The 25194-nt window shown below is 47.5% G+C and carries 21 protein-coding genes and 1 other RNA gene; 16 read left to right on the top strand and 6 right to left on the bottom strand.

The window, feature by feature from the left end:
- From LPW36_RS13700 to LPW36_RS13720, 5 genes are all read left to right on the top strand, one after another.
- A partial coding sequence (locus LPW36_RS13700) for a transketolase-like TK C-terminal-containing protein (RefSeq protein WP_230610561.1) occupies positions 1-126 on the top strand: 126 nt, incomplete at its 5' end.
- A 588-nt stretch (positions 127-714) separates the two neighbouring features.
- Positions 715-1878: a phosphoglycerate kinase gene (gene pgk, locus LPW36_RS13705; protein ID WP_230610515.1), complete on the top strand. Its 1164-nt coding sequence runs from the start codon at positions 715-717 to the stop codon at positions 1876-1878.
- Positions 1879-1975: 97 nt separating this feature from the next.
- Positions 1976-3052 (top strand): class II fructose-bisphosphate aldolase, encoded by a 1077-nt coding sequence (gene fbaA, locus LPW36_RS13710; RefSeq protein ID WP_230610517.1) that lies wholly within the window; start codon positions 1976-1978, stop codon positions 3050-3052.
- A 205-nt stretch (positions 3053-3257) separates the two neighbouring features.
- The gene (gene argO, locus LPW36_RS13715) at positions 3258-3884 is read left to right on the top strand and encodes an arginine exporter ArgO (RefSeq protein WP_230610519.1); all 627 of its coding nucleotides are present in this window, start codon (positions 3258-3260) and stop codon (positions 3882-3884) included.
- Between the two features lie 142 nt (positions 3885-4026).
- The gene (locus tag LPW36_RS13720; RefSeq protein WP_230610521.1) at positions 4027-4743 is read left to right on the top strand and encodes an oxidative stress defense protein; all 717 of its coding nucleotides are present in this window, start codon (positions 4027-4029) and stop codon (positions 4741-4743) included.
- A gap of 7 nt (positions 4744-4750) precedes the next feature.
- On the opposite strand, the gene LPW36_RS13725 is transcribed toward LPW36_RS13720, so the two are convergent.
- Positions 4751-5644: a LysR family transcriptional regulator ArgP gene (locus LPW36_RS13725; RefSeq protein ID WP_230610523.1), complete on the bottom strand. Its 894-nt coding sequence runs from the start codon at positions 5642-5644 to the stop codon at positions 4751-4753.
- Positions 5645-5793: 149 nt separating this feature from the next.
- On the opposite strand from LPW36_RS13725, the gene rpiA reads away from it, so the two are divergent.
- Both rpiA and serA read left to right on the top strand, forming a co-directional pair.
- Positions 5794-6453 (top strand): ribose-5-phosphate isomerase RpiA, encoded by a 660-nt coding sequence (gene rpiA / locus LPW36_RS13730; protein ID WP_230610525.1) that lies wholly within the window; start codon positions 5794-5796, stop codon positions 6451-6453.
- Between the two features lie 290 nt (positions 6454-6743).
- Positions 6744-7976 carry a phosphoglycerate dehydrogenase gene (gene serA, locus LPW36_RS13735; protein ID WP_230610527.1) on the top strand — a complete coding sequence of 411 codons (1233 nt, stop codon included), beginning with the start codon at positions 6744-6746 and terminating at the stop codon, positions 7974-7976.
- Positions 7977-8036: 60 nt separating this feature from the next.
- On the opposite strand, the gene LPW36_RS13740 is transcribed toward serA, so the two are convergent.
- The 3 genes from LPW36_RS13740 to zapA form a co-directional block, all read right to left on the bottom strand.
- Positions 8037-8627, bottom strand: coding sequence for a 5-formyltetrahydrofolate cyclo-ligase (locus tag LPW36_RS13740; RefSeq protein ID WP_230610529.1), 591 nt, complete (start codon positions 8625-8627; stop codon positions 8037-8039).
- A 37-nt stretch (positions 8628-8664) separates the two neighbouring features.
- Positions 8665-8848: non-coding RNA, 6S RNA (ssrS, locus tag LPW36_RS13745), on the bottom strand.
- 104 nt (positions 8849-8952) lie between these two features.
- Positions 8953-9282, bottom strand: coding sequence for a cell division protein ZapA (gene zapA, locus LPW36_RS13750; protein WP_130590425.1), 330 nt, complete (start codon positions 9280-9282; stop codon positions 8953-8955).
- Positions 9283-9579: 297 nt separating this feature from the next.
- Here zapA and LPW36_RS13755 point away from each other — a divergent pair, with 297 nt between their 5' ends.
- The 4 genes from LPW36_RS13755 to ubiI all read left to right on the top strand — a co-directional run bounded on the left by LPW36_RS13755 (position 9580) and on the right by ubiI (position 14679).
- Positions 9580-10149 carry a YecA/YgfB family protein gene (locus tag LPW36_RS13755; RefSeq protein ID WP_230610531.1) on the top strand — a complete coding sequence of 190 codons (570 nt, stop codon included), beginning with the start codon at positions 9580-9582 and terminating at the stop codon, positions 10147-10149.
- 815 nt (positions 10150-10964) lie between these two features.
- Positions 10965-12281, top strand: coding sequence for a Xaa-Pro aminopeptidase (gene pepP, locus LPW36_RS13760; protein ID WP_230610563.1), 1317 nt, complete (start codon positions 10965-10967; stop codon positions 12279-12281).
- Positions 12278-13459 (top strand): 2-octaprenyl-6-methoxyphenyl hydroxylase, encoded by a 1182-nt coding sequence (gene ubiH / locus LPW36_RS13765; RefSeq protein WP_230610533.1) that lies wholly within the window; start codon positions 12278-12280, stop codon positions 13457-13459. The genes pepP and ubiH overlap by 4 nt, the downstream gene beginning before the upstream one ends.
- A gap of 11 nt (positions 13460-13470) precedes the next feature.
- Positions 13471-14679: an FAD-dependent 2-octaprenylphenol hydroxylase gene (gene ubiI / locus LPW36_RS13770; protein ID WP_230610535.1), complete on the top strand. Its 1209-nt coding sequence runs from the start codon at positions 13471-13473 to the stop codon at positions 14677-14679.
- A 26-nt stretch (positions 14680-14705) separates the two neighbouring features.
- Here the strand turns inward: ubiI and LPW36_RS13775 are convergent, their stop codons facing one another.
- Positions 14706-16235, bottom strand: coding sequence for a tetratricopeptide repeat protein (locus LPW36_RS13775; protein WP_230610537.1), 1530 nt, complete (start codon positions 16233-16235; stop codon positions 14706-14708).
- Between the two features lie 558 nt (positions 16236-16793).
- On the opposite strand from LPW36_RS13775, the gene gcvT reads away from it, so the two are divergent.
- The 5 genes from gcvT (at position 16794) to trhA (ending at position 24097) form a co-directional block, all read left to right on the top strand.
- On the top strand, positions 16794-17900 hold the full coding sequence (gene gcvT / locus LPW36_RS13780; protein ID WP_230610539.1) for a glycine cleavage system aminomethyltransferase GcvT: 1107 nt from the start codon (positions 16794-16796) through the stop codon (positions 17898-17900).
- A 73-nt stretch (positions 17901-17973) separates the two neighbouring features.
- The gene (gene gcvH, locus LPW36_RS13785) at positions 17974-18363 is read left to right on the top strand and encodes a glycine cleavage system protein GcvH (protein ID WP_230610541.1); all 390 of its coding nucleotides are present in this window, start codon (positions 17974-17976) and stop codon (positions 18361-18363) included.
- Between the two features lie 124 nt (positions 18364-18487).
- Entirely contained in the window at positions 18488-21367 is a 2880-nt protein-coding gene (gene gcvP / locus LPW36_RS13790) for an aminomethyl-transferring glycine dehydrogenase (RefSeq protein WP_230610543.1), read from the top strand.
- Between the two features lie 398 nt (positions 21368-21765).
- Entirely contained in the window at positions 21766-23178 is a 1413-nt protein-coding gene (locus tag LPW36_RS13795; RefSeq protein ID WP_230610545.1) for an alanine/glycine:cation symporter family protein, read from the top strand.
- Positions 23179-23449: 271 nt separating this feature from the next.
- On the top strand, positions 23450-24097 hold the full coding sequence (gene trhA / locus LPW36_RS13800; RefSeq protein ID WP_230610547.1) for a PAQR family membrane homeostasis protein TrhA: 648 nt from the start codon (positions 23450-23452) through the stop codon (positions 24095-24097).
- Positions 24098-24141: 44 nt separating this feature from the next.
- Here trhA and ygfZ read toward each other — a convergent pair whose 3' ends face one another.
- The gene (gene ygfZ, locus LPW36_RS13805; protein ID WP_230610549.1) at positions 24142-25137 is read right to left on the bottom strand and encodes a tRNA-modifying protein YgfZ; all 996 of its coding nucleotides are present in this window, start codon (positions 25135-25137) and stop codon (positions 24142-24144) included.
- Between the last annotated feature and the right edge of the window lie 57 nt (positions 25138-25194).

Consider the following 25194-nt stretch of genomic DNA (forward strand, 5'->3'; position numbering starts at 1 on the left):
GGTCTGAATGGTCGTATTGTTGGCATGCGCAGCTTTGGTGAATCCGCACCGGCAGAACAACTGTTTGCCGAGTTTGGCTTTACCGTTGATAACGTCGTGGCGAACGCCCGTGAGTTGTTGAAGTAAAATCAGATATTCTTCATATTGAGTTTAAGTGTAAAGCCCTGATAGCAATATCAGGGCTTTTTAATTTTATAACCCGCAGCGGTGAGGCATGGTGTCTTACAACACATTTCTGACTTCAAAACCAAACTTTTTTAGTTTAACGACATATAACCAGTAGTAATTCTGACCGGATTTTCGTAATCTGTCATTTCATGCTGAAGCGTTTCAGTTTTTGTGGTTTCAGGTATAGAATAACGGTAATATTGGAACAATGCTCGTGGTTTAAGGCTATCGATCCAATAGCGGTATCACAGACAGGCCGTACTGTTATGATTAGAATAGACGAGTTAATCTCAACTATACTTTTTCGTGTTATCATTTGCTGCAACGATTTGTCCGGCATGTTAAATGTTTTCGATATGCAGGGCTCGTGCGCGTGTTTTATCTACCGCGAATGTCCTGTGTGATAAGTGATTTTTGTTAAAAGTAGCAATCTTTGGTGGTGTAGAGCCGAACCGTGTCGGAAAGCACCAACCATCAGAATATATGAGTATTGGCAAAGCGTGCCGGGCTCAGGTAACTTTGAGAGAATTAACAAGAGGATTCACAATGACTGTAATTAAGATGAGCGATCTGGATTTAGCGGGTAAACGTGTTCTTATCCGTGCAGATCTCAACGTACCAGTAAAAGATGGCAAAGTAACCTCTGATGCCCGTATCCGCGCATCGCTGCCAACTATCGAATTAGCCTTAAAACAAGGCGCTCGTGTTATGGTAACTTCTCACCTGGGTCGTCCAACTGAAGGTGAATATAACGAAGAATTTTCTCTGTTACCGGTTGTGAATTATCTGAAAGACGCTATTAAATCTCCGGTTCGTCTGGCTAAAGATTATCTGGATGGTGTTGATGTTGCACAAGGTGAGTTAGTGGTTCTGGAAAACGTTCGCTTCAATAAAGGCGAAAAGAAAGACGAAGAGACGTTATCCAAAAAATATGCTGCGCTGTGCGATGTGTTTGTCATGGATGCTTTTGGTACCGCGCACCGTGCTCAGGCATCAACGCATGGCGTTGCTAAATATGCACCGGTTGCCTGTGCGGGTCCTTTACTTTCTGATGAGCTGGAAGCATTGGGTAAAGCACTGGGTAATCCAGCCCGTCCAATGGTGGCTATTGTTGGTGGTTCTAAAGTATCAACCAAGCTGACCGTATTAGGTTCCCTGTCTAAGATTGCTGACCAACTGGTTGTTGGTGGTGGTATCGCAAATACCTTTATTGCGGCTCAAGGCCACAACGTTGGTAAATCACTGTATGAAGCCGATCTGATTCCTGAAGCGAAAAAACTGATGGAAACTTGCCATATTCCGGTTCCTACCGATGTGCGTGTGGCAACTGAGTTTTCTGAAACTGCACCAGCAACCATGAAATCTGTTGCTGATATTAAAAATGATGAACAAGTTCTGGACTTAGGCGATGCCTCTGCTGAAGAGCTGGCAGCGATCCTGAGAAAAGCGAAAACTATCCTGTGGAATGGCCCGGTTGGCGTATTTGAGTTCCCTAACTTCCGTAAAGGAACTGAAATCGTTGCTCAGGCTATTGCTGAGAGTGATGCATTCTCTATTGCAGGTGGTGGTGATACGTTGGCTGCGATCGATCTGTTTGGTATCGCAGATAAAATTTCTTATATCTCAACCGGTGGCGGCGCTTTCCTTGAGTTCGTTGAAGGTAAAAAACTGCCGGCAGTTGTGATGTTAGAAGAGCGTGCAAAGGGTTAATTCGATAAGACGGGAGGCTTGCCTCCCGTTTCTTCTATTATTTATAGGGTAAATTTATTTTATCCATCAATAACCAATGAAAAATAGGACGAGTAGCATGTCTAAAATTTTTGATTTCGTAAAACCGGGTGTTATCACTGGTGATGATGTTCAGAAAGTATTCAAAATTGCTAAAGAGAATAATTTCGCATTACCTGCAGTTAACTGCGTAGGTACTGATTCTATCAACGCGGTTATTGAAGCAGCTGCAAAAGTTCGTGCTCCGGTCATTGTTCAGTTTTCTAACGGCGGTGCTCAGTTTATGGCCGGTAAAGGTATGAAACTGGAAGGTCAGGGCAATGCTATCGTTGGTGCTATCTCCGGTGCTAAACATGTGCATCTGGTGGCTGAACATTATGGTGTGCCGGTGATTCTGCACACTGACCACTGTGCTAAGAAGTTACTGCCGTGGTTAGATGGTCTGTTAGACGCGGGTGAAAAACACTTTGCAGAAACCGGTAAGCCTCTGTTCTCTTCCCATATGATTGACCTGTCTGAAGAGTCTCTGGAAGAAAACATTGAGATTTGTAGCAAGTATCTGAAGCGTATGTCTAAAATTGGTATGACGCTGGAGATCGAACTGGGTTGTACCGGTGGTGAAGAAGACGGCGTTGATAACAGCCATCTGGATAACTCCGCGCTTTATACTCAGCCAGAAGATGTGGATTATGCTTACGAGAAGTTAAACGCTATTAGCCCACGTTTCACCATTGCTGCTTCATTTGGTAACGTTCACGGTGTTTACAAGCCGGGTAACGTACAGCTGACGCCAAAAATTCTGCACAACTCTCAGGAATATGTTTCTAAGAAACATAACCTGCCGCACAACAGCCTGGATTTCGTATTCCACGGCGGTTCTGGTTCAACAGCAGCAGAAATCAAAGAAGCCGTTGGCTATGGCGTAGTAAAAATGAATATCGATACCGATACCCAATGGGCAACCTGGGAAGGTATTCTGGAATATTACAAGAAAAATGAAGGCTATCTGCAAGGTCAACTGGGTAACCCGGAAGGCGCAGATAAACCAAATAAAAAATACTATGACCCACGTGCATGGTTACGCGCTGGTCAGGTAACGATGATTGCTCGTTTAGAAAAAGCATTCAAAGAACTGAACTGCGAAAACGTACTGTAATCGTTATTGCTTTAATGGGTTGACAAACACCGGCTGGAAACAGCCGGTGTTTTTTTGTCCGGATAATTTAAACCATTCTGATCAAAACCTGTTTGATCATTAGTTCCGCCTAATGGGTGATAAGAATTATCCATTTCTCATTATCATCATCACCCGTTAGTCTATCGCCCGATGAAATTTGTGAAGAGTTAACGCGAGGAATAACGTGCTGGTAGCCTATTTCCAGGGGATTATTTTAGGGATGGCAATGATTCTGCCTATTGGACCGCAGAATGCTTTTGTGCTGTCTCAAGGAGTTCGCCGTCAATATCCGGTGATGGTGGCAGCGCTTTGCGCCATGAGTGATGCTATTTTAATTTCTTTGGGCGTGTTTGGCGGCGGGGCGCTATTGGCCCAGTCGCCGCTGTTGTTACAACTGGTAACTTGGGCAGGCGTAGCCTTTCTGATTTGGTATGGATGGGGTGCCTTTCGTGAGGCATTTAAACCCAATCCGGACACTTTTAGTATGGATAGTCAGACACTGCATACGCGCTATCGTATTATTGCTACGGTTCTGGCGGTCACCTGGCTAAACCCACATGTTTATCTGGATACCGTAGTGGTATTAGGCAGCCTGGGAGAGCAGTTTGGCGATTTAAGATTATGGTTTGTCATCGGTGCAGTAACGGCCTCAATTATCTGGTTCTTTTCGCTGGCTATACTGGCAGCCTGGATGGCTCCCTGGCTGCAAAAGAGCCTGGCTCAACGGGGTATTAACCTGCTGGTTGGCACGGTAATGTGGGTCATTGCCATACAATTGGCCAGACATGCGCTTGCGGGTTTGTTGAGCTGATCTAATCTTCATTCTGAGTCAACGGAACGTCAGGATGTTGTAAATTCTGTTGCCATTGTTCCGGATAATTCTATCATTGGTTCGGTTATATATTGATGGCGCAGGCTTTGCGCCATCAGGTTATTCTTTCCGAGGAGAATTCATGAAATTAAAAGCGCTGGCGATGGCTGCTATGGTGGCCATGTTACCAATGACGATGCAGGCAGCAGAGTTGCCCGATGGTCCGCATATTGTAACTTCAGGTACCGGAACCATCGAAGTTCAACCGGATATGGCAACCTTGCTGATCGAGGTAAAAGTATCTGACAAAGATGCTGCGGTAGCGAAAAAGCAAAACGATGAGCGTGTTGCTAAATATATGGAGTTTCTGGAGAAGAACGGCATTGCCAAAGCTGATATTGATGCAGCGAATATCCAGACCCGGTTGGAATATAACTACCCAAACAGTAGCGACAGCAGCAAAGTGGTAAAAGACTATGCGGCGGTTCGTCTGGTAAAAGTCACCGTTCGTCAACTGGATAAGCTGAACACCCTGCTGGATGGTGCACTAAGCGCGGGTCTGAATGAGATCCGTGATGTCACGCTGGGCGTGGCTAAAGATGATACTTATCGTAATGAAGTGCGTAAAAAGGCCGTTGAGAATGCCAAAGTTCAGGCAGAAGAGTTAGCAAAAGACTTTGGTGTTAAGTTGGGGTCAGTATTTAGCATTCGTTATCGTGCCGCTAACCCAATGCCGGTGCCGATGATGCGTGCCTATAAATCCGATGCTGTCTCTGCCAGCGGTATTAATGAAACATACCAGCAGCAGAGCATCAGCTTTAACGATCAGGTTGACGTGGTATTTGATATCCAACGTTAACTGCGCATCAGATCTGTCTTAATACCTGACGCCCGTAACTTAACAGGGCGTCAGTGACTCCCCGCATAATCTTGCTCTCCGGTGAGAATCGATGCCAGTAAAGCATCCGGCGTTGACACAGACCCGGGGTCAAATCCATTAACTCACCGTTAGCCAGTTCCCGCTCGATTTGCAGATGTGGAATCATACAACAGGTGGTCCCCTGTTTTGCCAACTGTACAAAAGCTTCTGAAGAGCTAACGATATTACAGGGTACACTGCCCGGCGGCAGGTCAAAGTTCTGTTGCAGGAATGCCTGATGCATATCATCCAGATGGTCAAACGCCACGGCTGGCGCTTTAAGCAATGCCGAACGGGTTACACCGTTAGGAAAGTAGCGTTCAGCAAAGTCGGGTGATGCTACAAAGATGTAGTCCAATGCGCCCAACTGATCCACCAGACAGCGCGGTAGCGCCTGAGGCTGGATACTTACGGCACCAACCACTTCCCCTAAGCGTAAACGTTCCTGAGTACGGGTTTCATCTTCAACCTGTAGGTTTAAGCGAATGGGTGAATCTGACAGCACCGGTTTTAGTGCCGGTAATAGCCAGGTCGCCAGACTGTCGGCGTTAACGGCGAGGGAGAGCTGTAATGGCGAGTCGGCACTACCTTCGTCACTGAGCCATTCGTCCTCCAGTAACTCCACCTGATGCAGTAGTGCTAATAGCTTCTGCCCTTGCTCTGTAGGGCGAGGTGGAACGGTACGGATCAGTAGCGGCTGACCATACAGGTATTCAAGCTGTTTAATGCGTTGAGATACGGCTGATTGTGTAATGCATAACTTTTGTGCTGCACGTTCAAACCCGCGCTCACGGATAACCGCATCCAGCGCCTGAAGTACGCGATAATCTGGGCGTTTCATTCCTAAGTATTCTCCGTTTTAATCAGACCGTCTCTCTGTCACTATGCCATACTTTTTTGATTATCGTATGCTTCTGACAGGTTTAACTGTTTCGCCTCGTGGGTTACTCTATAATAATCACATTTTTGACAGCATAGGTAGATTTCACCATGACTCAGGATGAACTGAAAAAAGCAGTAGGCTGGGCGGCATTGAAATATGTACGCCCGGGAACCATTGTAGGCGTAGGTACTGGCTCAACTGCTGCGCATTTTATTGATGCGTTAGGTTCAATTAAAGAGCAAATTGAAGGAGCCGTTTCCAGCTCTAATGACTCAACGGCTAAACTGAAGAAGTTGGGGATTCAGATTTTTGATTGCAACGAAGTAGATTCTTTGGATATCTATGTTGACGGTGCCGATGAAATTAACGGCCATATGCAGATGATTAAGGGGGGCGGTGCGGCGCTGACCAGAGAAAAAATTATTGCGGCGATTTCCCGCAAGTTTATCTGTATTGCCGACAGTTCCAAGCAGGTTGATATTCTGGGGGCTTTTCCGTTGCCGGTAGAGGTGATCCCTATGGCCAGAGCCTACGTTGCCAGAGAGCTGGTAAAACTGGGCGGTATGCCGGAGTACCGTCAGGGTGTGGTTACCGATAATGGCAATATCATTCTGGATGTTCACAATCTGAAGATTATGGATGCCGTAGCGATGGAGAATAAGATTAATAGCATCGCCGGTGTGGTAACCGTAGGGCTGTTTGCTAACCGTGGTGCTGATGTGGCATTGATTGGTACTGCTGATGGCGTAAAAGTCATCGAATCTTAATGATGTTATCCCCGAATTTTATATAACCCTATAAAATTCGGGGAGATATTAAAAAATTATTACATATAATTAAAAAAATATTAATTTGGTGATATATATCACACTTAGCGTTTTCGTGACGTTAAGACGCTGCCCTTTCTTATCAGTGGCAGAATAAAACACCTAAATTAAAACATTCACTTATGCCTTCTACTGATATATAAGCAATCGATTGTATTGCCGTAACTTCTATTTTTGATATGTTGGTTAGACAGGGTCCATATAATAATCACTAGGGCAAGGTTCAGCAGATGGTAAAAGTATCGTTGGAAAAAGAGAGAATTAAGTTTCTCCTGGTGGAAGGTGTTCACCAAAGTACGGTAGATAACCTGTGTGCAGCAGGTTATACCAACATTGAATATCATAAAGGTGCATTAGATGATGAAACGCTGAAGGTAGCAATTCGCGATGCGCATTTTGTCGGTATTCGTTCCCGTACTCATTTAAGTGCAGACATTCTGGCAGCGGCAGAAAAATTGGTAGCCATCGGTTGTTTTTGTATTGGTACCAATCAGGTTGACCTGCATGCAGCCGCTAAACGTGGTATCCCTGTGTTTAACGCACCATTCTCCAATACTCGTTCCGTTGCAGAGATGGTGTTAGGGGAGATTCTGCTGTTACTGCGTCGTATTCCTGAGGCGAATGCCAAGGCTCATCGCGGTGAGTGGTGTAAGCTGGCGGTTGGTTGCTTTGAGGCGCGTGGTAAAAATCTGGGGATTATTGGTTACGGCCATATCGGAACCCAACTGGGTATTCTGGCAGAGTCTATCGGTATGAATGTGATGTTCTACGATATTGAGAATAAACTACCGTTGGGGAATGCTACTCAGGTACGCCATTTATCCGATCTGCTAAATATGAGCGATGTGGTGACGTTACACGTACCGGAAACCGCCAGTACTAAGAATATGATGGGGCATAAAGAGCTGGCGCTGATGAAGCCTGGGTCTGTGCTGATCAACGCTTCACGCGGTACGGTAGTAGATATTCCGGCATTGTGTAGCGCATTGGAAAGTAATCATATAGCAGGGGCCGCTCTGGACGTATTCCCAACCGAACCGGCAACCAATCAGGATCCGTTTGAATCGCCATTAACTGCTTTTGATAATGTGCTGATTACACCGCATATTGGTGGTTCTACTCAGGAAGCTCAGGCCAACATTGGTAATGAAGTTGCTGGCAAACTGGCGAAATATTCTGATAACGGCTCAACGCTTTCTGCGGTTAACTTCCCGGAGGTTTCCCTGCCGGCACCAAGTGAAAATGTCAGCCGCTTACTGCATATTCATGAAAACCGCCCCGGGGTTCTGAATCAGATTAACCATATCTTTGCGGAAGAGGGCATCAACATTGCAGCTCAGTTCCTGCAAACCAATAATGATATTGGCTATGTGGTTATTGATGTGGAAACCGATCGTTCAGATGAAGCACTGGAACATATGAAGTCGATTCAGGGCACCATTCGTGCGAGATTGTTGTTTTGATTGAAGCTGATGGTGGATATGGCGGCTGATTAGCCGCCTTTATTTTATTCGCCAGAATAGTTACCAGCGCCAGTCGCGGGAAGGGGTAATAATCTCCGGTAGAGGGATGTCCCAGTCTTCATAAGGTAAAGCGTCAACCTGTTGGCAATCATGGGCAATTCCGATAGGGTAAGAACCATTATTATTGCGCCAGTGTTTTAAGGTTCGGTCATAGTAGCCGCCCCCCATTCCTAAGCGATTCCCCTGTGTATCGAAAGCAACCAGCGGTGTAATAATGACATCCAACTGTGATACGGGTAAAACCGACTGAACGTTAAGGCGGGGTTCCTGAATACCAAAGGGGTGTGAAATCATTGGCGTTTCTGGCGTGTAATGTAAAAACAGCAAATGGCCCGGGCTAAAAGGATGCAGAACCGGCAAATAAAGTGACTTGTTCTGCTGCCAAAGGGCCTGAATCAATGGATGAGTATCGACTTCACCATCAAAAGAGAGAAACAAAGAAATATGTTGAGCGGTTTTGATTTCAGGATGGTTACACAGCTTTTGGCATAATATCTGAGCGGCTAAATATTGTTGTTCCGGCGTTAAGCTATTGCGTAGCTGACGTACTTTTTTTCTGAGTATTTGACGAGCAGAAATCTCAAAGGTCATACCGGATACGCTTATATCAAAGGATGAACAGAGAAGAGAGGACTCCGAGGTGCCGTCCCGGGCTGTAACCCTTGAACCCTTGGTTCAAGGTGAACGCGAATTTACAGTTATCAGGCTTCCCAGACGGACCGGGCATGCACACAAATTGTAAGAATCCACATTCTGTTGGTTTGAAATATCGGCTCAGGGGACTGGCCCGATAACGCGCACCTCAGAGAATTTTTTCAGAAACCGTACATGACGTTTTCTATGATTCCTGGTTAGTTAATCTGTTCTGCCAACCACACATTAACTATAACAACATTTATAAAAGAGTATATGGGATTTATTCAAATTTTGCACCCTGACGTTTCGATATCAGGTTTTGTTCGACTAATGCTTGTTCAATTGTATGTTGTAAGGTACGAATACGCTCTTCCATATTTTTAGCATAATCATCGGTTTTATTTTTTTCTTGCGCCAACTCATAACTGATATTCAGCGCAGCAATGAAAACCAACTGTTCTGTATTGGTTACGCGCGTGCGGACTTTTAAGTCCTGCAGGCGTTGACTCAAGTCTTCTGCGGCCTTATTCAGGGCCTCTTTTTGCTCTGGCGGGCAGTTTACCCGTAACGATCTGCCAAAAATTTGTAAATCTACCGGTTGTGCTGACATGTCACCTTCCCGCCGAATTTCGACCTGTGCTCTTTGTATGGAAAACCCGGAGGACCCAATCAACTAAGAGACGAATAAATAAAACAGATATTACTAATCTAACAAACTACGGTCATTATACCAAACTATCGCTTATGTGTGGGGTTGTACCTTCAGACTATGATTAAAAGAGAGAGATTCTTCGGATAACGATAGTGAGAAAGTACTTAAGATTTATGCCTTTTATGGAATCGGATCTGCGGTTGGTGGTAGCATAGCATTAACTTATCTGACCTTACTTATGGTGGTGAATCACTCATGATGGCCGAGAACACGCTCCCCTCTTATCAAACACTGAATACAACGTTGACGCAGCACCATATCGGGATGACTGCATCAGAAATGCACGGCCTGATTAGTGGTTTGCTGTGCGGTGGCAGCAATGATGGCAGTTGGACAGTGATGGTCCATGATTTGACCAATGAAGGCATCGCGTTTGGTTACCCGCTAAAGGATATGGTGACACAACTATATGATGTGACCAAACAAGACCTGGAAGACGAAGGTTTTGACTTTGACCTTCTGGTACCCGATGACGAAAGCTCCGTTTTTGAACGTATCGATGCCCTGTCCGGTTGGGTGAACCACTTTTTACTGGGGCTGGGTATGATGCAGCCTAAGTTGGCACAGGTAAAAGGGGAAACCGGCGAAGCGATTGATGACCTGCGTAACATCGCTCAGTTGGGGTATGAAGAAGATGAGGATCAGGATGAGCTGGAACGCTCACTGGCAGAGATTCATGAATATGTGAGAATGGCAGCAATGTTGTGTCATAACGAGTTTGTTAAGCCGGGGGCAGCAGGGGTGGAGAAGCCGGTATTGCATTGATTTTGTTGTAAGTTTCTTGGCTTTAGATGCTGTGCTGATTTTTCGAATGTTTGGTTCAGTGTCAGTTTCGCCGCTTTGGGTGTAGTGTTTATCCCGGCAGTGGAGTTTGCGTCGAGCAGAGGGGCGTTGGGGCGAACGCCCCTTTGCACTCCCCGCGCCTGCGCAGCCGACTGTTGACCGCCGCGTTGCGGCGGCAACCTCAGCCAATAAAAAAGCTGACGCACCGGCGCAGAGCCGCTCCAGACGTCGCTGCGCCTCGACCAACATCCATGTTGGTCGTGCTACTTTTTTATTGGCTGAGGCAACATTCGGATGCTTTAATCTGAAGGGCTAAGGGCTAAGGGCTAAGGGCTAAGGGCTAAGGGCTAAGGGCTAAGGGCTAAATATAATAATAAATGCCTGAATGAATCATCTGACTGGTAGTTAACATTGCCAATCGGAGGGAGAGACCGCCGTGTGGGTCGACTTGGCGTAAGCCAACGACAAACAGGCAAAGTCTGTTTGAACAGCGCTAGCGCTGGCCCGAAGGGCAAAACACCGAAGGTGTTTTGTAACAGTCCGTAGGCGGGCTAGGCCCGATACACTCCGTAGCTAAGTACAGATTGTTTCCCGGCCGAGCACAGCGCTGATATGAGCAATACCGTTTTTACGGCCGGAATATCCACCGTAGCTAACAGTAAAAGATGTCAATCGGAGGTCCAGACCCGGCACCCTCCGAACCAAAGTACAAATGCTCTTTGGGTTGGGCTCCATGGCAATTTGCAACAGTCCCATAAAATTTTCATTAATCTGAACGCGAAAGGACAGTAATTATGATTACGTTATCTGAATTCCAGCGCCGCCGGCAGGCCCTACTATCAAAGATGGTGCCGGGGAGTGCGGCAATTGTTTTTGCTGCGCCGGAGAGAACCCGCAGTGCGGATTCAGAATATCCTTTCCGTCAGAATAGCGACTTCTGGTACCTCACTGGCTTTAATGAGCCAGAAGCAGCACTGGTATTGATTAAAAGCGATGAAACCCATAGTCATAGCGTGCTGTTTAATCGGGTGCGCGATTTAAATGCGGAAACCTGGTTTGGTCGTCGTCTTGGTCAGGATGCCGCTCCGCAAAAACTGGGGATCGATCGCGCGCTGCCTTACGATGATATCCACCAACAGCTTCACTTACTGTTCAATGGCCTTGATGTGGTATACCACGCACAAGGAGAGTATGACTATGCAGATAGCATCGTATTTATGGCGCTGGATATTTTACGTGGCGGTAGCCGTCAAAATTTACGTGCACCAGTGACCATGACGGACTGGCGCCCGTGGCTGCATGAGATGCGTTTGTTTAAATCACCGGAAGAGATTGTGGTAATGCGCAAAGCGGGGGAGATTACCGCTAAAGCCCATACCCGAGCGATGGAACGGTGTCGCCCGGGTATGTTTGAATATCATCTTGAAGCTGAAATTCATCATGAATTTACCCGCCATGGCGCCCGCTATCCGGCTTACAGTACCATTGTTGGCGGTGGAGAGAATGGCTGTATCCTTCACTACACCGAAAATGAATCACCCCTGAAAGAGGGTGATTTAGTCCTGATTGATGCCGGATGCGAATATCATGGTTATGCCGGTGATATTACCCGAACCTTCCCGATTAATGGCAAGTTTAGTCCGGCGCAGCGCACCATTTACGATATTGTATTAGCCTCCCAATATAAAGCCATTTCGCTACTCACTTCCGGGCGCAGTATTCGCGATGCCAATGAACAGGTGATCCGCATAATGTTACAGGGGCTGGTGGAAGCGGGTGTGCTGGAAGGTGATGTAGAGCGACTGATGGCAGACAGAGTACATCAGCGTTTTTATATGCATGGCCTGAGCCACTGGCTGGGGCTGGACGTTCATGATGTGGGCAACTATGGCTCTTCCACCCGCGATCGCCTGCTGGAACCGGGAATGGTACTGACCGTAGAGCCAGGGTTATATATTTCACCCGATGCGGATGTACCCGCCCGATTCCGCGGTATTGGCATTCGCATTGAAGATAATATTTTGATTACTGAACAGGGCTGTGAAATTCTGACCGCAGGGGTAGTAAAAGATCCAGATGACATCGAAGCGCTGATGTCAGGAGCACGACAATGAACTCGGTGATTATTGTTGGCGGTGGCATGGCGGGTGCAACGCTGGCATTAGCCCTGTCGACGCTGAGTAAGGGCCGCATTCATATTGATTTAGTCGAAGCGGTACTGCCGGAGAATGCAGAACATCCCGGATTTGACGCCCGCGCCATTGCGCTGGCTCAGGGAACCTGCCAACAACTGGCTCGCATTGGTATCTGGCCCGTACTGGCGGATTGCGCAACGGCAATCAAAACAGTGCTGGTGACCGAGCGCGGCCATAGCGGAATGGTGACATTGCGGGCAAATGATTATGCGTTGCCAGCGCTGGGGCAAGTAGTGGAGCTGCACGATGTTGGTAATCGACTGTTTTCATTGCTAAAGAAAGCCCCCAATGTGACATTGCACTGCCCGGCTAAAGTGGTTGAAACTCAGCGTGATACCTCCCGGGTGCAGGTCACATTAGATAATGGTCAGAACCTGTCGGCGGCACTTCTGGTAGCGGCAGATGGCTCTTTCTCCTCAGTGGCTGGCGCACTGGGTATGGAGTGGAGTGAAGAGGATTATCAACAAATTGCGCTAATCGCCAATGTCACTACGGCTTTACCCCATCAGGAAAAAGCCTTTGAGCGTTTTACACCTCAGGGACCGGTAGCATTGCTGCCCATGTCAAAAGGGCGCATGTCGCTGGTATGGTGTATGGATCAGGCCCGGCAGCATCAGGCGATGGCATGGGACGATCAAACCTTTGTTAAGCAACTTCAGCAGGTTTTTGGCTGGCGGTTGGGGGAAATAGTGTCGGCAGGGCAGCGAACCAGTTACCCGTTACGTTTACGCACGGCACGTCAATCGGTCAGCCATCGTCTGGTTCTGGTTGGCAATGCTTCGCAAACGGTGCATCCTATTGCCGGGCAGGGGTTTAATTTAGGGCTGCGTGATGTGATGTCACTGGCCGAGACGTTATCTCAGGCGGTTGAACAACAGGAAGATCCGGGTAGTTATGCTGTCCTGCGCCGCTATAGTCAACGTCGTCAGCCGGATCAACAGTCAACCATTGGTCTGACAGACGGTTTAATTCACCTGTTTGCTAATCGTTATGGGCCACTGGTAGTGGCAAGAAATCTTGGATTAATGGCCATGGACAGCTGTGAGTTACTCCGGCTGCCCTTAGCGCACAGAACCCTTGGCTGGGTTAAACGATAGGACCATCGTTCATGCACTCTTATGATGTAGTTATTGCTGGTGGCGGTATGGTTGGACTCTCTCTGGCTTGTGGATTACAGGGCAGCGGTCTGCGTATTGCCATTGTTGAAAATCAATTGCCGGATGAATTCCTGTCGACCGAACCAGGCCTGAGGGTTTCTGCGATAAATGCTGCCAGCGAGCGTTTTCTGGATTATCTCGGGGTATGGAAAGGCATTGAGGCTTTGCGCCTTAGCCCCTATTCCGCCATGGACGTTTGGGATCGGGACAGCTTTGGACGCATTGCTTTTAAAGCGGAAGATTACGGATATACCCATCTGGGGCATATCATTGAAAACGATGTGATTCATAAAGCGCTGTGGGACAGAGCGAATAGCAGTAGCGATATTACTCTGCTGGCACCATCCCGGCTGAAACAAGTGGTCAGGGGTGAAAACGAAGCCTTTATCACGCTGGAAGATGGCCGGATGTTAAGCGGCCGTCTGGTGGTGGGCGCTGATGGCGCTAACTCATGGCTGCGTCAACATGCGGATATTCCTCTGACGTTTCGCGATTATGGTCATCATGCTTTGGTGGCGACTATTCGCACTGATGAACCTCACCAACGCTGTGCCCGTCAGGTATTTCATGGCGATGGCATTCTGGCTTTTCTGCCGCTATGGCAATCGGATCTGTGCTCAATTGTCTGGTCGTTACCACCAGAAAAAGCTGAACAAATGAAGCAAATGGATGAACAGCAGTTTAATCATCAGCTTGGAATTGCATTTGATAACCGTTTGGGACGTTGCCAGGTAGTGAGTGACAGGGCGGTATTTCCTTTAACCGCTCGCTATGCCCGCAGTTTTGCGGCCCATCGGCTGGCACTGATTGGCGATGCGGCACATACCATTCATCCTTTGGCCGGGCAGGGTGTTAATCTTGGTTTTATGGATGCCGCCTGTCTGACAGAAGAGATTCGTCGGTTACAGAAACAGGGCAAAGATTTAGGTAATTATCTCTATTTGCGAAAGTATGAACGTAGCCGTAAGCAGAGCGCGGCCATGATGCTGGCGGCAATGCAGGGTTTCCGGGATCTGTTTGATGGAGATAACCCGGCGAAAAAACTGTTTCGCGATGTCGGGCTAAAACTGGCGGATACGCTACCGGGAGTTAAACCTCATCTGGTACATCAGGCCATGGGATTGCGTGATTTACCCGACTGGCTGGCAAGCCCGTTATAGGGCACTGCCAGCTTTATGATTGCTGATTAAGCCTTAGTTTGTTGGTCATGCCACTGAACTAAGGCATCGCGAATGCGGCCAATGACTTCAGCCCATGATTTTTCATTGCTGTGATGGAATAGACGCATCGATGGATACCAGGGTGACGTATCCTGCCCCTTAATCCAACGCCAGTCAATGGCAAAGGCCGGGAGCATTACCCAACAGGGTTTGTTCATGGCACCCGCAAGGTGAGCGACGGAAGTATCAACAGTAATCACCAGATCCAACCGATCGATAATAGCCGTGGTATCTGCATAGCTGGTTACCTGATGGCCTAAGGCCAGAATAGGGAACTCTGCCGGTGCATTAATTGCTTCATCCTCGCCTTCTCCCTTCTGCAAACTGATCCACTCAATACCCGGCACTGACCATAGGGGATGCAGCGCCGACAGATTCGCTAAGGAGCGGTTACGATCGTTAGCATGCTGGGATGAACCTTTCCATACCAAACCTACACGTAAACGACGGGAATCCCCGGTCGGTAAACGCCATTGTTCCGCCATTTGCGATGGGGCAAACACATAAGGCGGTCGTAGGGCAAAAGGATCCTGACTGTTAACAAAGTGACGGGGCAAGTCCAGCAGCAAACTCCAGACGTCAAACTCCGGCAATGGGACGGGGTTATCTCTGTCTAATACGAGAATACCATCGATATCAGGTAGCGATTGCATCAGTGAGTATAGTGCCGGACGGCACATCAGATAGACCGTGGACGCGCCTTTTTCCTGCTTCAGGCGGCTGACAAAGCGACAAAACTGTATTTCATCCCCCATTCCCTGTTCAGGATGCACCAGAATAGCTTTCCCGGTCAGGTCTTCACCTTCCCAATAAGGGCGATTAATCGACGGCAGATGGACAAAGCGAAGAGGATTATTTTTGCTATAGCGACCACGATACAAAGGCCAGCCCTGCTCAAAATTCCCCTGTTGCATTAAAACCATACCCAACGAGTTCTGAGTGCGAGCATCCTGTGGAGAGCGCGCTAAAAGATGACGCATATGCTCAATTGCAGGTTCCAGCTGTTGCAGATGGGCCAGTACCGAACTTAACCCGTAGCGTGCTTCCGGATGGTTTGAGTCAGCTTCTAAAGCTAGCTGATACTGTTCGGCCGCTTCCTGATAGCGATCCATTTTATGCAGCATAATGCCATAGTTATTGCGACAGCCAGCATAGGATGGCAATACGGATAGCGCCATCTGATAGTATTTTTCTGCATTGATAAAGTCTTTACGGTCGTAGTAGGTAAGCCCTAATCCGTTTAATGAGCCGGGACTATGCAGATCCACAGCCAGTGCCCGTAAATAATAGCGTTCCGCTTCATCCAGCTTTTCACTACGACGATAAAGGCGTGCTGCCTCATGTAAAAACCAGGCATCCTTAGGGGCAAACATCAGTCGCACCTGAATTTTTTTTAAGGCTTCTTCGGTTTTTCCGGCATTGATTAAGTCAGTCACCGCCTGCTGTAGAGACTGTGATGTAGCAGCAGGGCTGCTAACCTTAGCTTTTTTCTTCATAAAACGTACTGTGATTTCCTATATCTTCGTTTATGACGAGGTGAACACTTCCCTGATAAGCCAGCTGTCGATATTGCGATAGAGCGTTGTAGGCATGGCCGAAAGTGGTGCGTTTAATAGCCGTAATCATATACCAAAAAGCAGAAAATATTCAGTCCTATGCCCGTGGTAAGACAGGTTGCACCTTTGGTGCTGATATAGACGGTAATAATTTAGAAAAACCGAGAGAGGAATTGGGGTTCAGGTATGAAAAATTCTAATCTGCTGCTGGTTTAATCATTATTTAATCTAATCCGAATATTGATTTAACCAATTGTTAATTAAATAGTTATTGAATATTACGCTTCAATTTATATCGAACTTTAATAAAACCAATACTGATTTCTGTGCAGAAAAACGCAGTTTATGAATCAAAACTGCTGCATCATAGCCATTGTTCACATGTTGCGATAATTATTAACAATTACGTTAACTTATTATCACATGAAGTCAGATGCCACTTTTGGCACCCGATTTATCTATTACGGGATTCACCCTGAAGTATTTAAAGAGGACGCAATGACCAATAAGACCCCTCTGTACGATAGACACCTCACCTGTGGCGCCCGCATGGTTGATTTCCACGGGTGGATGATGCCGCTGAACTATGGTTCACAAATCGATGAACACCACGCAGTACGCCAACATGCAGGCATGTTTGACGTTTCCCATATGACCATTGTAGATTTGCACGGCGTTAACACCCGTGAATTTCTTCGTTACCTGTTAGCAAACGATGTCGTCAAATTAACACAGCCAGGTAAAGCCCTGTACAGCGCGATGCTGAATGCTTCTGCCGGGGTGATTGACGATCTGATTGTCTATTTTCTGACGGAAGATTACTTCCGCTTGATTGTGAATTCCGCTACGCGAGAAAAAGATCTGGCGTGGATTAGCGAGCACGCCAAACCTTTTGCCGTTGAAATCCATGTGCGTGAAGATTTGGGGTTGATTGCCGTGCAGGGCCCGGAGGCGAAACAAAAAGTCGCCACTTTACTGACAGATGAGCAACGTCAGGCAGTTAGCCAGATGAAGCCCTTTTTTGGCGTTCAGTCTGGCGATCTGTTTATTGCCACGACCGGGTATACCGGGGAAGAGGGCTATGAACTGATGATGCCCGCGAGCCAACTGGACGACTGGTGGCAGAAACTGATGGCTACCGGAGTAAAACCCTGTGGTTTAGGGGCCCGCGATACATTGCGTCTGGAAGCGGGAATGAACCTGTATGGTCAGGAGATGGACGACGGGGTTTCCCCTCTGGCAGCCAATATGGGGTGGACCATTGCCTGGGAACCGGCAGACCGTGACTTTATCGGGCGCGCAAGATTAGAGGTTTTGCGTAAGCAAGGTACTGACAAACTGGTCGGTCTGGTAATGATGGAAAAAGGCGTACTGCGAAATGAGCTGCCGGTGATGTTTTGTGACGCGGCAGGTAAAGAACATCAGGGGGTGATCACCAGCGGTTCTTTCTCCCCGACCTTGGGTTGCAGTATTGCACTGGCGCGGGTTCCTCAGGGTATTGGTGATATAGCCATTGTGCCAATTCGCAACCGTGAAATGCCGGTGCGGGTAGTAAAACCTGGATTTGTGCGTAACGGTAAATCGCTACTGGCACCAACAGAATAAATCAGATTAATTTATCCTGACCCACTGAATTAAACAGAGTCAGTTGAAAATAGCCATAAAAATGGAGAACGACATGAGTAATGTACCTGCTGATTTAAAATATGCGACGTCTCACGAATGGGTGCGTGAAGAGCAAGAGGGTGTATATACCGTTGGGATTACTGACCATGCCCAGCATTTGCTGGGTGATATGGTGTTTGTTGAACTCCCGGAAGTGGGTGACGAGGTTTCTGTTGGCGAAGAGTGCGCCGTTGCCGAGTCGGTAAAGGCCGCTTCAGATATTTATGCGCCGATCGGCGGTGAAGTGATTGCGGTTAATGAGCAACTGAGCGATGCGCCAGAATTAGTTAACAGTGAGCCCTATACCGGAGGATGGCTGTTTAAAATCAGAGCGAATGATATTAATGAGCTCAATAGTTTGTTGGATGCTGATGGTTACCTCGCAACGCTGGATGACGAGTAACTGATAAAACGCCCTGTACTTGAGATGCAGGGCGTTTTGCTTTTATTCCCGCTATTTTTCTTGACTGGCATCAGCACGTATCAGGCATGGCGGCCTTATCGAATAAACTCAGGAAGGTTATCCAATGAATAGAACAATTAAACAGCTTGAGTATGGCGAATCTTTTATCGATCGCCATATTGGTCCATCCGCAGAACAACGTCAGCAAATGCTGGATATTATTGGGGCAAAAAATCTTGATGAGTTAACTCAGTTTATTGTCCCTGCGGATATTCAATTACCGCACCCACCTGCAACCGGCGACGCCCGGACTGAACATCAGGCACTGGCTGAACTTAAAGCCATTGCAGCACAAAATCAGCGCTATAAATCATATATTGGTATGGGCTATAACGCTGTACTGACACCACCGGTGATTTTACGCAATATGCTGGAAAATCCGGGCTGGTATACCGCTTATACCCCGTATCAACCGGAAGTCTCTCAGGGGCGTCTGGAAGCGTTACTGAACTTCCAACAGATGACTCAAGATCTCACCGGCTTAGATTTAGCTTCAGCATCGCTGTTGGATGAAGCAACCGCCGCCGCGGAAGCTATGGCAATGGCGAAGCGGACCAGTAAATTGAAACTGGCGAACAGCTTTTTTGTGGCGCAGGATGTCCATCCGCAAACCATTGATGTCGTGAAAACTCGTGCAGAAGCTTTTGGTTTTAATGTGATCATCGGACCAGCCAGCCATGCTCTGAACCACAGCGATTTGTTTGGCATTCTGGTTCAACTTACCGGAACCACCGGCGAGCTGCATGATGACAGCGTCCTATTGCATCAGTTAAAACAGCGTGGCGTTATTACTTGCATGGCTGCCGACATTATGTCGTTGGTGTTGCTGGAATCACCGGCTTCTATGGGAGCCGATGTGGTGTTTGGTTCTTCCCAGCGCTTTGGTGTCCCTATGGGATATGGCGGACCCCATGCCGCATTTTTTGCCTGTCGCGATGAGTTTAAACGTTCTATGCCGGGGCGGATTATCGGGGTATCTAAAGATGCGGCCGGGAATACGGCGCTGCGTATGGCGATGCAGACCCGGGAACAGCATATTCGTCGTGAAAAGGCTAATTCCAATATCTGTACTTCTCAGGTGTTGCTGGCTAATATCGCCGGTTTTTATGCGGTATATCACGGGCCGGCGGGGCTTAAACGCATAGCCCAGCGTATCCATCGATTAACCGATATTCTGGCGGCCGGGTTACAACAAAAAGGGCTTAAGCTTCGCCACCCTGGTTGGTTTGATACCCTGTGTATTGACGTTGAAGATAAAGCGGCGGTATTAACCCGGGCATTGAGTTTTGGGGTTAACCTGCGTGCGGATCTTGAGGGAGCAGTGGGTATCAGTCTGGATGAAACAACGACTGTAGACGATCTGAATACCCTGTTCGATATTTTATGCGGTGATTGTGCAGATATCGATATTGATGCTCTGGATCGCCAGTGCATAACTCAAAGCCAGAGTATTCCCGCGGCGTTATTACGTCAGACTCCCATTCTGACTCACCCGGTATTTAACAGTTATCACAGCGAAACTGAAATGATGCGCTATATGCATCGTCTGGAGCGTAAAGATTTGGCGTTGAATCAGGCCATGATCCCATTAGGTTCCTGCACGATGAAGTTAAATGCCGCTGCCGAGATGATTCCTATTACCTGGCCTGAGTTTGCTGAACTGCATCCATTCTGCCCGCCAGAACAGGCCATGGGATATCAAATCTTGTTAGGTCAGCTCTCCCAGTGGCTGGCACAAATTACCGGTTACGATGCGGTATGTATGCAGCCTAACTCCGGGGCGCAGGGGGAATACGCCGGATTGCTGACGATTCGCCGTTATCACGAAAGTCGCGGGCAGGGGAATCGCCATATTTGTCTGATTCCAGATTCTGCCCACGGTACTAACCCGGCATCCGCTCAAATGGCTAGTATGACGGTAGTCGTCGTGGATTGCGATAAGCAGGGGAATGTAGACTTACAGGATTTAAGGGCCAAAGCGGAACAGTCTGGTGATGAACTCTCCTGCATCATGGTGACTTACCCATCCACGCATGGCGTGTATGAAGAGACTATTCGTGAAGTCTGTCATATCGTGCATCAGTTTGGCGGTCAGGTATATCTGGATGGTGCCAATATGAATGCGCAGGTTGGTATTACTACGCCGGGCTATATCGGTGCTGATGTTTCGCATCTTAATTTGCATAAAACCTTTAGTATTCCTCACGGTGGCGGTGGGCCGGGCATGGGACCAATTGGGGTGAAAAAACATCTGGCGCCGTTTGTTCCAGGACACAGCGTGGTTCATCTGGAAGGGGTCATCACCCATCAGGGTGCAGTATCGGCCGCACCTTTTGGCAGTGCTTCCATTCTGCCTATCAGTTGGATGTATATTCATATGATGGGGGCGGAAGGGCTGAAGATGGCCAGCCAGGTGGCGATTTTAAATGCCAACTATATTGCCCGCCGACTAAAAGATGCTTATCCGGTGCTCTACTCTGGTGTGGATGGTTTAGTGGCTCACGAGTGTATTCTGGATATTCGCCCTCTGAAAGAGGAGTGCGGTATTACCGAAATGGATATTGCCAAGCGCCTGATTGACTATGGTTTTCACGCACCAACCATGTCATTTCCGGTAGCGGGTACGCTGATGGTGGAGCCGACCGAATCAGAAAGTAAGGTGGAGTTAGATCGCTTTATTGATGCCATGCTGGCTATCCGCAGCGAAATCCGTCGGGTTCATTCCGGCGAGTGGCCGCTGAATGATAACCCGTTGGTGAATGCACCTCATGTGCAGGGTGAACTGGTACATGAATGGAACCATCCTTACAGTCGCGATCTTGCTGTGTTCCCGTCTCAGGCAGTATTTCATAATAAATATTGGCCAACGGTAAAACGTCTGGATGATGTCTACGGGGACAGAAACCTGTTCTGTTCTTGTGTGCCGGTGGGGGAATATCGGTAATTTTGTAGGGTCTTCCGGCCGTTACTACAGATGATTCTATTTTCTGTGTGCGGCCGGTTTACCCAGAGATATAAGTTGAAAACGTGATCATTTTCACTATCACGCAGGTTAATAATTGCGGTTGTTAACTAACGGCCAGTGTGGAATAACCCTATCCAACGCTTGATCATTAGTGTTATATTTCCTGCAGTATGGGGAGGTGTTTTCTTTCTCTGTCATTTTGTGGCGCTTACTTACATATCTCACTGATATACCAAGGTTCGTTCCCCTGGTGTTTTGATGGATATGTTCGGCTGTCAGAATGAGAAAAGTGACAGACTACTCATATACAAAAATGACGTGCGATAACGCACGCGTAAAAATAGCAAACACACAACATAACTAAGAGAAACTAAAGTATGGAAATACTTGAGCAGTTGGTCGATCGGGTTAATAGCCTGCTCTGGGACCACCTATTGATATTCCTGCTATGTGGAACAGGGATCTATTTCACTATTCGTTTAGGTTTTATCCAGATTCGGCATTTTGGCTCCGGCTTTAAAGAGCTGTTTGGCGGAATGTCACTTAAAGGGGATAAAGCGGGTAAGCACGGGATGAGTTCATTCCAGGCCGTGGCAACAGCCATTGCAGGCCAGGTAGGAACAGGAAATCTGGCTGGGCCGGCAACGGCAATTCTGGCCGGTGGACCGGGCGCCATTTTCTGGATGTGGGTTTCCTCATTTCTGGGGATGTCTACCATCTATGCTGAAGCCATTCTGGCACAAAAATTCAAAACCAAAGATAAGAACGGACAAACCGTTGGCGGCCCTGCGTACTATATTGAGCAAGGCTTAAAGTGTAAGTGGTTGGCCTGTGTATTTGCCGTGCTGATTATTTTTGCTTTAGGTTTTATCGGTAATATGGTGCAGTCTAACGCCATTGCTTCTGCCTTTAACAGCTCTCTCGGTATCCCAAACTGGTTGATGGGCGTCATCATGGCTGTTGTGGCCGGGGTAGTTATTATCGGTGGTATTCGCAGTATCGCCTCTTTCAGTGAGAAAGTGGTACCGATTATGGCAATCTGCTATCTATTTGGTGCCTTTACGATTCTGGCATTAAACTACCAGTATGTTTTGCCTGCATTTGAATCCATTTTTATTGCGGCATTTAATCCACAGGCGGTTGTGGGTGGTGGTGTTGGTATTGGTATTCAGCAAGCTATGCGTTTTGGTATTGCCAGAGGCCTGTTTGCTAATGAAGCAGGTATGGGGTCAACGCCTCATGCTCATGCGGTTGCACGGGTAGCAAGGCCGGAACAACAGGGCTTTATTGCCATGATGGGCGTGTTTGTGGTGTGCGTTATCGTTACCGTAACCGCGCTGGTGATCATTACTTCTGGTATGAAGGAGTGGGATGCAGCGGGTCGTGTTGGTGAATCTTTCCTGAGTATTTTTCACGGTCAGGGAATTACCGTTACGCAGCAGGCTTACACCTATGTGTTTGGCCATTTCGGCAGCCTGTTTATCGCGGCATCGCTATTTTTCTTTGCGTTTACCACGATTATCGGCTGGTACTACTATGCGGAAAACAACGTGCGCTATCTGTTTAGTTCAACCTCCGCGGTTCGCATTTATCAGTTCCTGGTGATCTGCTTTATCTTTATCGCCTCACTGTTTAATGTTGAGCTGGTATGGAAAATGGCCGATATGTTTAACGGTTTGATGGTGTTACCAAACCTTGCTGCGTTACTGCTACTTTCACCGATTGTGATTAAGCTGGGTAAGATGGCGGGATACGGGAGTGGTATTGCGGACCCTGAAGCGGGTAATTAATATTTGAAAGACATTTGCTTCTGAAACCAGAGCAAACCCTCTGATAACCAACGGCAGCCCCGAAAAGGCTGCCGTTGGTATTTAACAACCACGATTGCTGAATTTATCTATCTTCTCTTTGACATTATTCTCACCGATAAATATTTCTACAGATTTACACAAAATGTTCAGCTTACATGTGTACACTGAAATGATTCTCATATACTCTGATATCGGTTGTGAATATCAAAACTATCGACGTTGTTTTTATCCTGAATAAAAGGTCAACCCTATGTCAGCGTCTGTTAAACAGGGCTATTCTGTAGCCGAAGAGATTGCCAATAGTATTAGCCACGGTATTGGATTTATTTTAGGTATTGTCGGGCTGGTACTGCTTTTAACTCAGGCTATCGGTAAAGATGCCGGTTCCCTGGAAATTACCAGCTATAGCCTTTATGGCGGCAGTATTATTCTGCTGTTCCTTGCTTCAACCCTTTATCATGCCATTCCCAATCAGACCGCCAAGCGTCGGCTGAAAGTGTTTGACCACTGTGCGATTTATTTGCTGATTGCCGGTACCTATACTCCTTTCCTGCTGGTGGGGTTAGGCTCACCGCTGGCGCAAGGCTTAATGGTCGTTATCTGGAGTCTGGCGCTGATTGGCGTGCTGTTTAAACTGGCATTCACTCACCGTTTTAAAGTGGTATCGCTGGTAACCTATCTGGGAATGGGCTGGCTTTCTCTGGTGGTGATTTATCAGATGGCGGTAAAACTGTCGGTGGGCGCGGTCGGGCTACTGGCGGTGGGCGGAATTATTTACAGTCTGGGCGTTATTTTCTATGTGAATAAACGTATCCCGTTTAATCACGCTATCTGGCACGGGTTTGTACTGGGGGGAAGCGTTTGCCATTTTCTGGCTATCTACCTGTATATTGCCTGATGATGACCTGGCTTCCTGCAAAGTAGCAGGAAGCCAATAAAATATTACGCTTTATCTTCTTCCAGTGAATAAGGTAACGGTTGAATAGCTAAATGACTGGTTACATCATCTTTTACTCGCAAAACTGCATCACCGTCTAAATCGTTATTTAATACGGCCTGTATCCAAATTATGCTGTCAGTCAGTTTGACTGAAGCCAGCACGGTACCGGTACGACGCCAGTTTTCTCCCAGCTGTAATTCCAAATCGTCTCCGGTGTTTGGCAGACTAAGGGCTTTACCCGCCAGCCAGTACATAGCACGTTTATTTGCGCCGCGGTATTTGGCGCGGGCTATCATCTCCTGTCCGCTATAGCAGCCTTTAGTAAAGCTGATACCATCCAGTGCCTGAATATTAGTAGCCTGAGGGATAAATTCGTCGCTGGTGGCGTTGTCAATTACCGGAATACCGGCTTCGATATCTAATGCCAGCCACTGACGGCTATCGTTCAGTGCCGCTTTACCCAGCAGATAGCTATACAGACTGTTAGCTTCATCCTGAGTGGTTACAATAAGGAAACGTTCCGTTGGTTGAGAGAAGTGCAGAATGCAGGTATCGCCATGTTGCACTACTGAGATCGATGCATCTGGCAGAGCCGCATAAAATGATGACAACATTGTCCGGGCGCTGCTACCGGCAACACCTAATAGCACGGCATCACTTTTTTTCTCAATGGTTACTTTAGAAAACACCGCATATTTTTTCAGTTCACTGAGTTGGGTATCACATACGCTGCTGCGTTGCAGGTAGGCCAGAGCATCGCCATACTGGAACAGACGAATGGCACTCCACATTTTTCCTTTGGCATCGCAGTGGGCGGTTAACTGGTGCTGGTCCGGTTGTAGAACAAAGACATCATTACTCAATTGCCCTTGTAAGTACTTACGATTATCTTCGCCGCTGAGGGTCACCAGCGCCCAGTCTTCTAATGATATCAGCGTTAGTGACAGGTTAGAGGATGGACAAGCCAACTGGGAAGGTAGTGGGGATTTATAAGTCATAGGTACTCCAACATAAATAAAACGATATACAGATGAGCCCGGATAACAAATTCAGGG

The sequence above is a fragment of the Limnobaculum eriocheiris genome, from assembly GCF_021010575.1.
In the GTDB taxonomy this organism is placed as follows: Bacteria; Pseudomonadota; Gammaproteobacteria; order Enterobacterales; family Enterobacteriaceae; genus Limnobaculum; species Limnobaculum eriocheiris.

What these genes read in the sequence shown, in the direction of transcription:
- pgk (WP_230610515.1), top strand. Translation starts at nt 715, where the DNA reads ATGACTGTAATTAAGATGAGCGATCTGGATTTAGCGGGTAAACGTGTT.
- zapA (WP_130590425.1), bottom strand. Translation starts at nt 9,282, where the DNA reads ATGTCAGCACAACCGGTAGATTTACAAATTTTTGGCAGATCGTTACGG.
- LPW36_RS13775 (WP_230610537.1), bottom strand. Translation starts at nt 16,235, where the DNA reads ATGAAGAAAAAAGCTAAGGTTAGCAGCCCTGCTGCTACATCACAGTCT.
- gcvH (WP_230610541.1), top strand. Translation starts at nt 17,974, where the DNA reads ATGAGTAATGTACCTGCTGATTTAAAATATGCGACGTCTCACGAATGG.
- serA (WP_230610527.1), top strand. Translation starts at nt 6,744, where the DNA reads ATGGTAAAAGTATCGTTGGAAAAAGAGAGAATTAAGTTTCTCCTGGTG.
- LPW36_RS13720 (WP_230610521.1), top strand. Translation starts at nt 4,027, where the DNA reads ATGAAATTAAAAGCGCTGGCGATGGCTGCTATGGTGGCCATGTTACCA.
- fbaA (WP_230610517.1), top strand. Translation starts at nt 1,976, where the DNA reads ATGTCTAAAATTTTTGATTTCGTAAAACCGGGTGTTATCACTGGTGAT.
- ubiH (WP_230610533.1), top strand. Translation starts at nt 12,278, where the DNA reads ATGAACTCGGTGATTATTGTTGGCGGTGGCATGGCGGGTGCAACGCTG.
- gcvP (WP_230610543.1), top strand. Translation starts at nt 18,488, where the DNA reads ATGAATAGAACAATTAAACAGCTTGAGTATGGCGAATCTTTTATCGAT.
- rpiA (WP_230610525.1), top strand. Translation starts at nt 5,794, where the DNA reads ATGACTCAGGATGAACTGAAAAAAGCAGTAGGCTGGGCGGCATTGAAA.
- LPW36_RS13725 (WP_230610523.1), bottom strand. Translation starts at nt 5,644, where the DNA reads ATGAAACGCCCAGATTATCGCGTACTTCAGGCGCTGGATGCGGTTATC.
- gcvT (WP_230610539.1), top strand. Translation starts at nt 16,794, where the DNA reads ATGACCAATAAGACCCCTCTGTACGATAGACACCTCACCTGTGGCGCC.
- LPW36_RS13795 (WP_230610545.1), top strand. Translation starts at nt 21,766, where the DNA reads ATGGAAATACTTGAGCAGTTGGTCGATCGGGTTAATAGCCTGCTCTGG.
- LPW36_RS13755 (WP_230610531.1), top strand. Translation starts at nt 9,580, where the DNA reads ATGATGGCCGAGAACACGCTCCCCTCTTATCAAACACTGAATACAACG.
- ygfZ (WP_230610549.1), bottom strand. Translation starts at nt 25,137, where the DNA reads ATGACTTATAAATCCCCACTACCTTCCCAGTTGGCTTGTCCATCCTCT.
- LPW36_RS13740 (WP_230610529.1), bottom strand. Translation starts at nt 8,627, where the DNA reads ATGACCTTTGAGATTTCTGCTCGTCAAATACTCAGAAAAAAAGTACGT.
- ubiI (WP_230610535.1), top strand. Translation starts at nt 13,471, where the DNA reads ATGCACTCTTATGATGTAGTTATTGCTGGTGGCGGTATGGTTGGACTC.
- trhA (WP_230610547.1), top strand. Translation starts at nt 23,450, where the DNA reads ATGTCAGCGTCTGTTAAACAGGGCTATTCTGTAGCCGAAGAGATTGCC.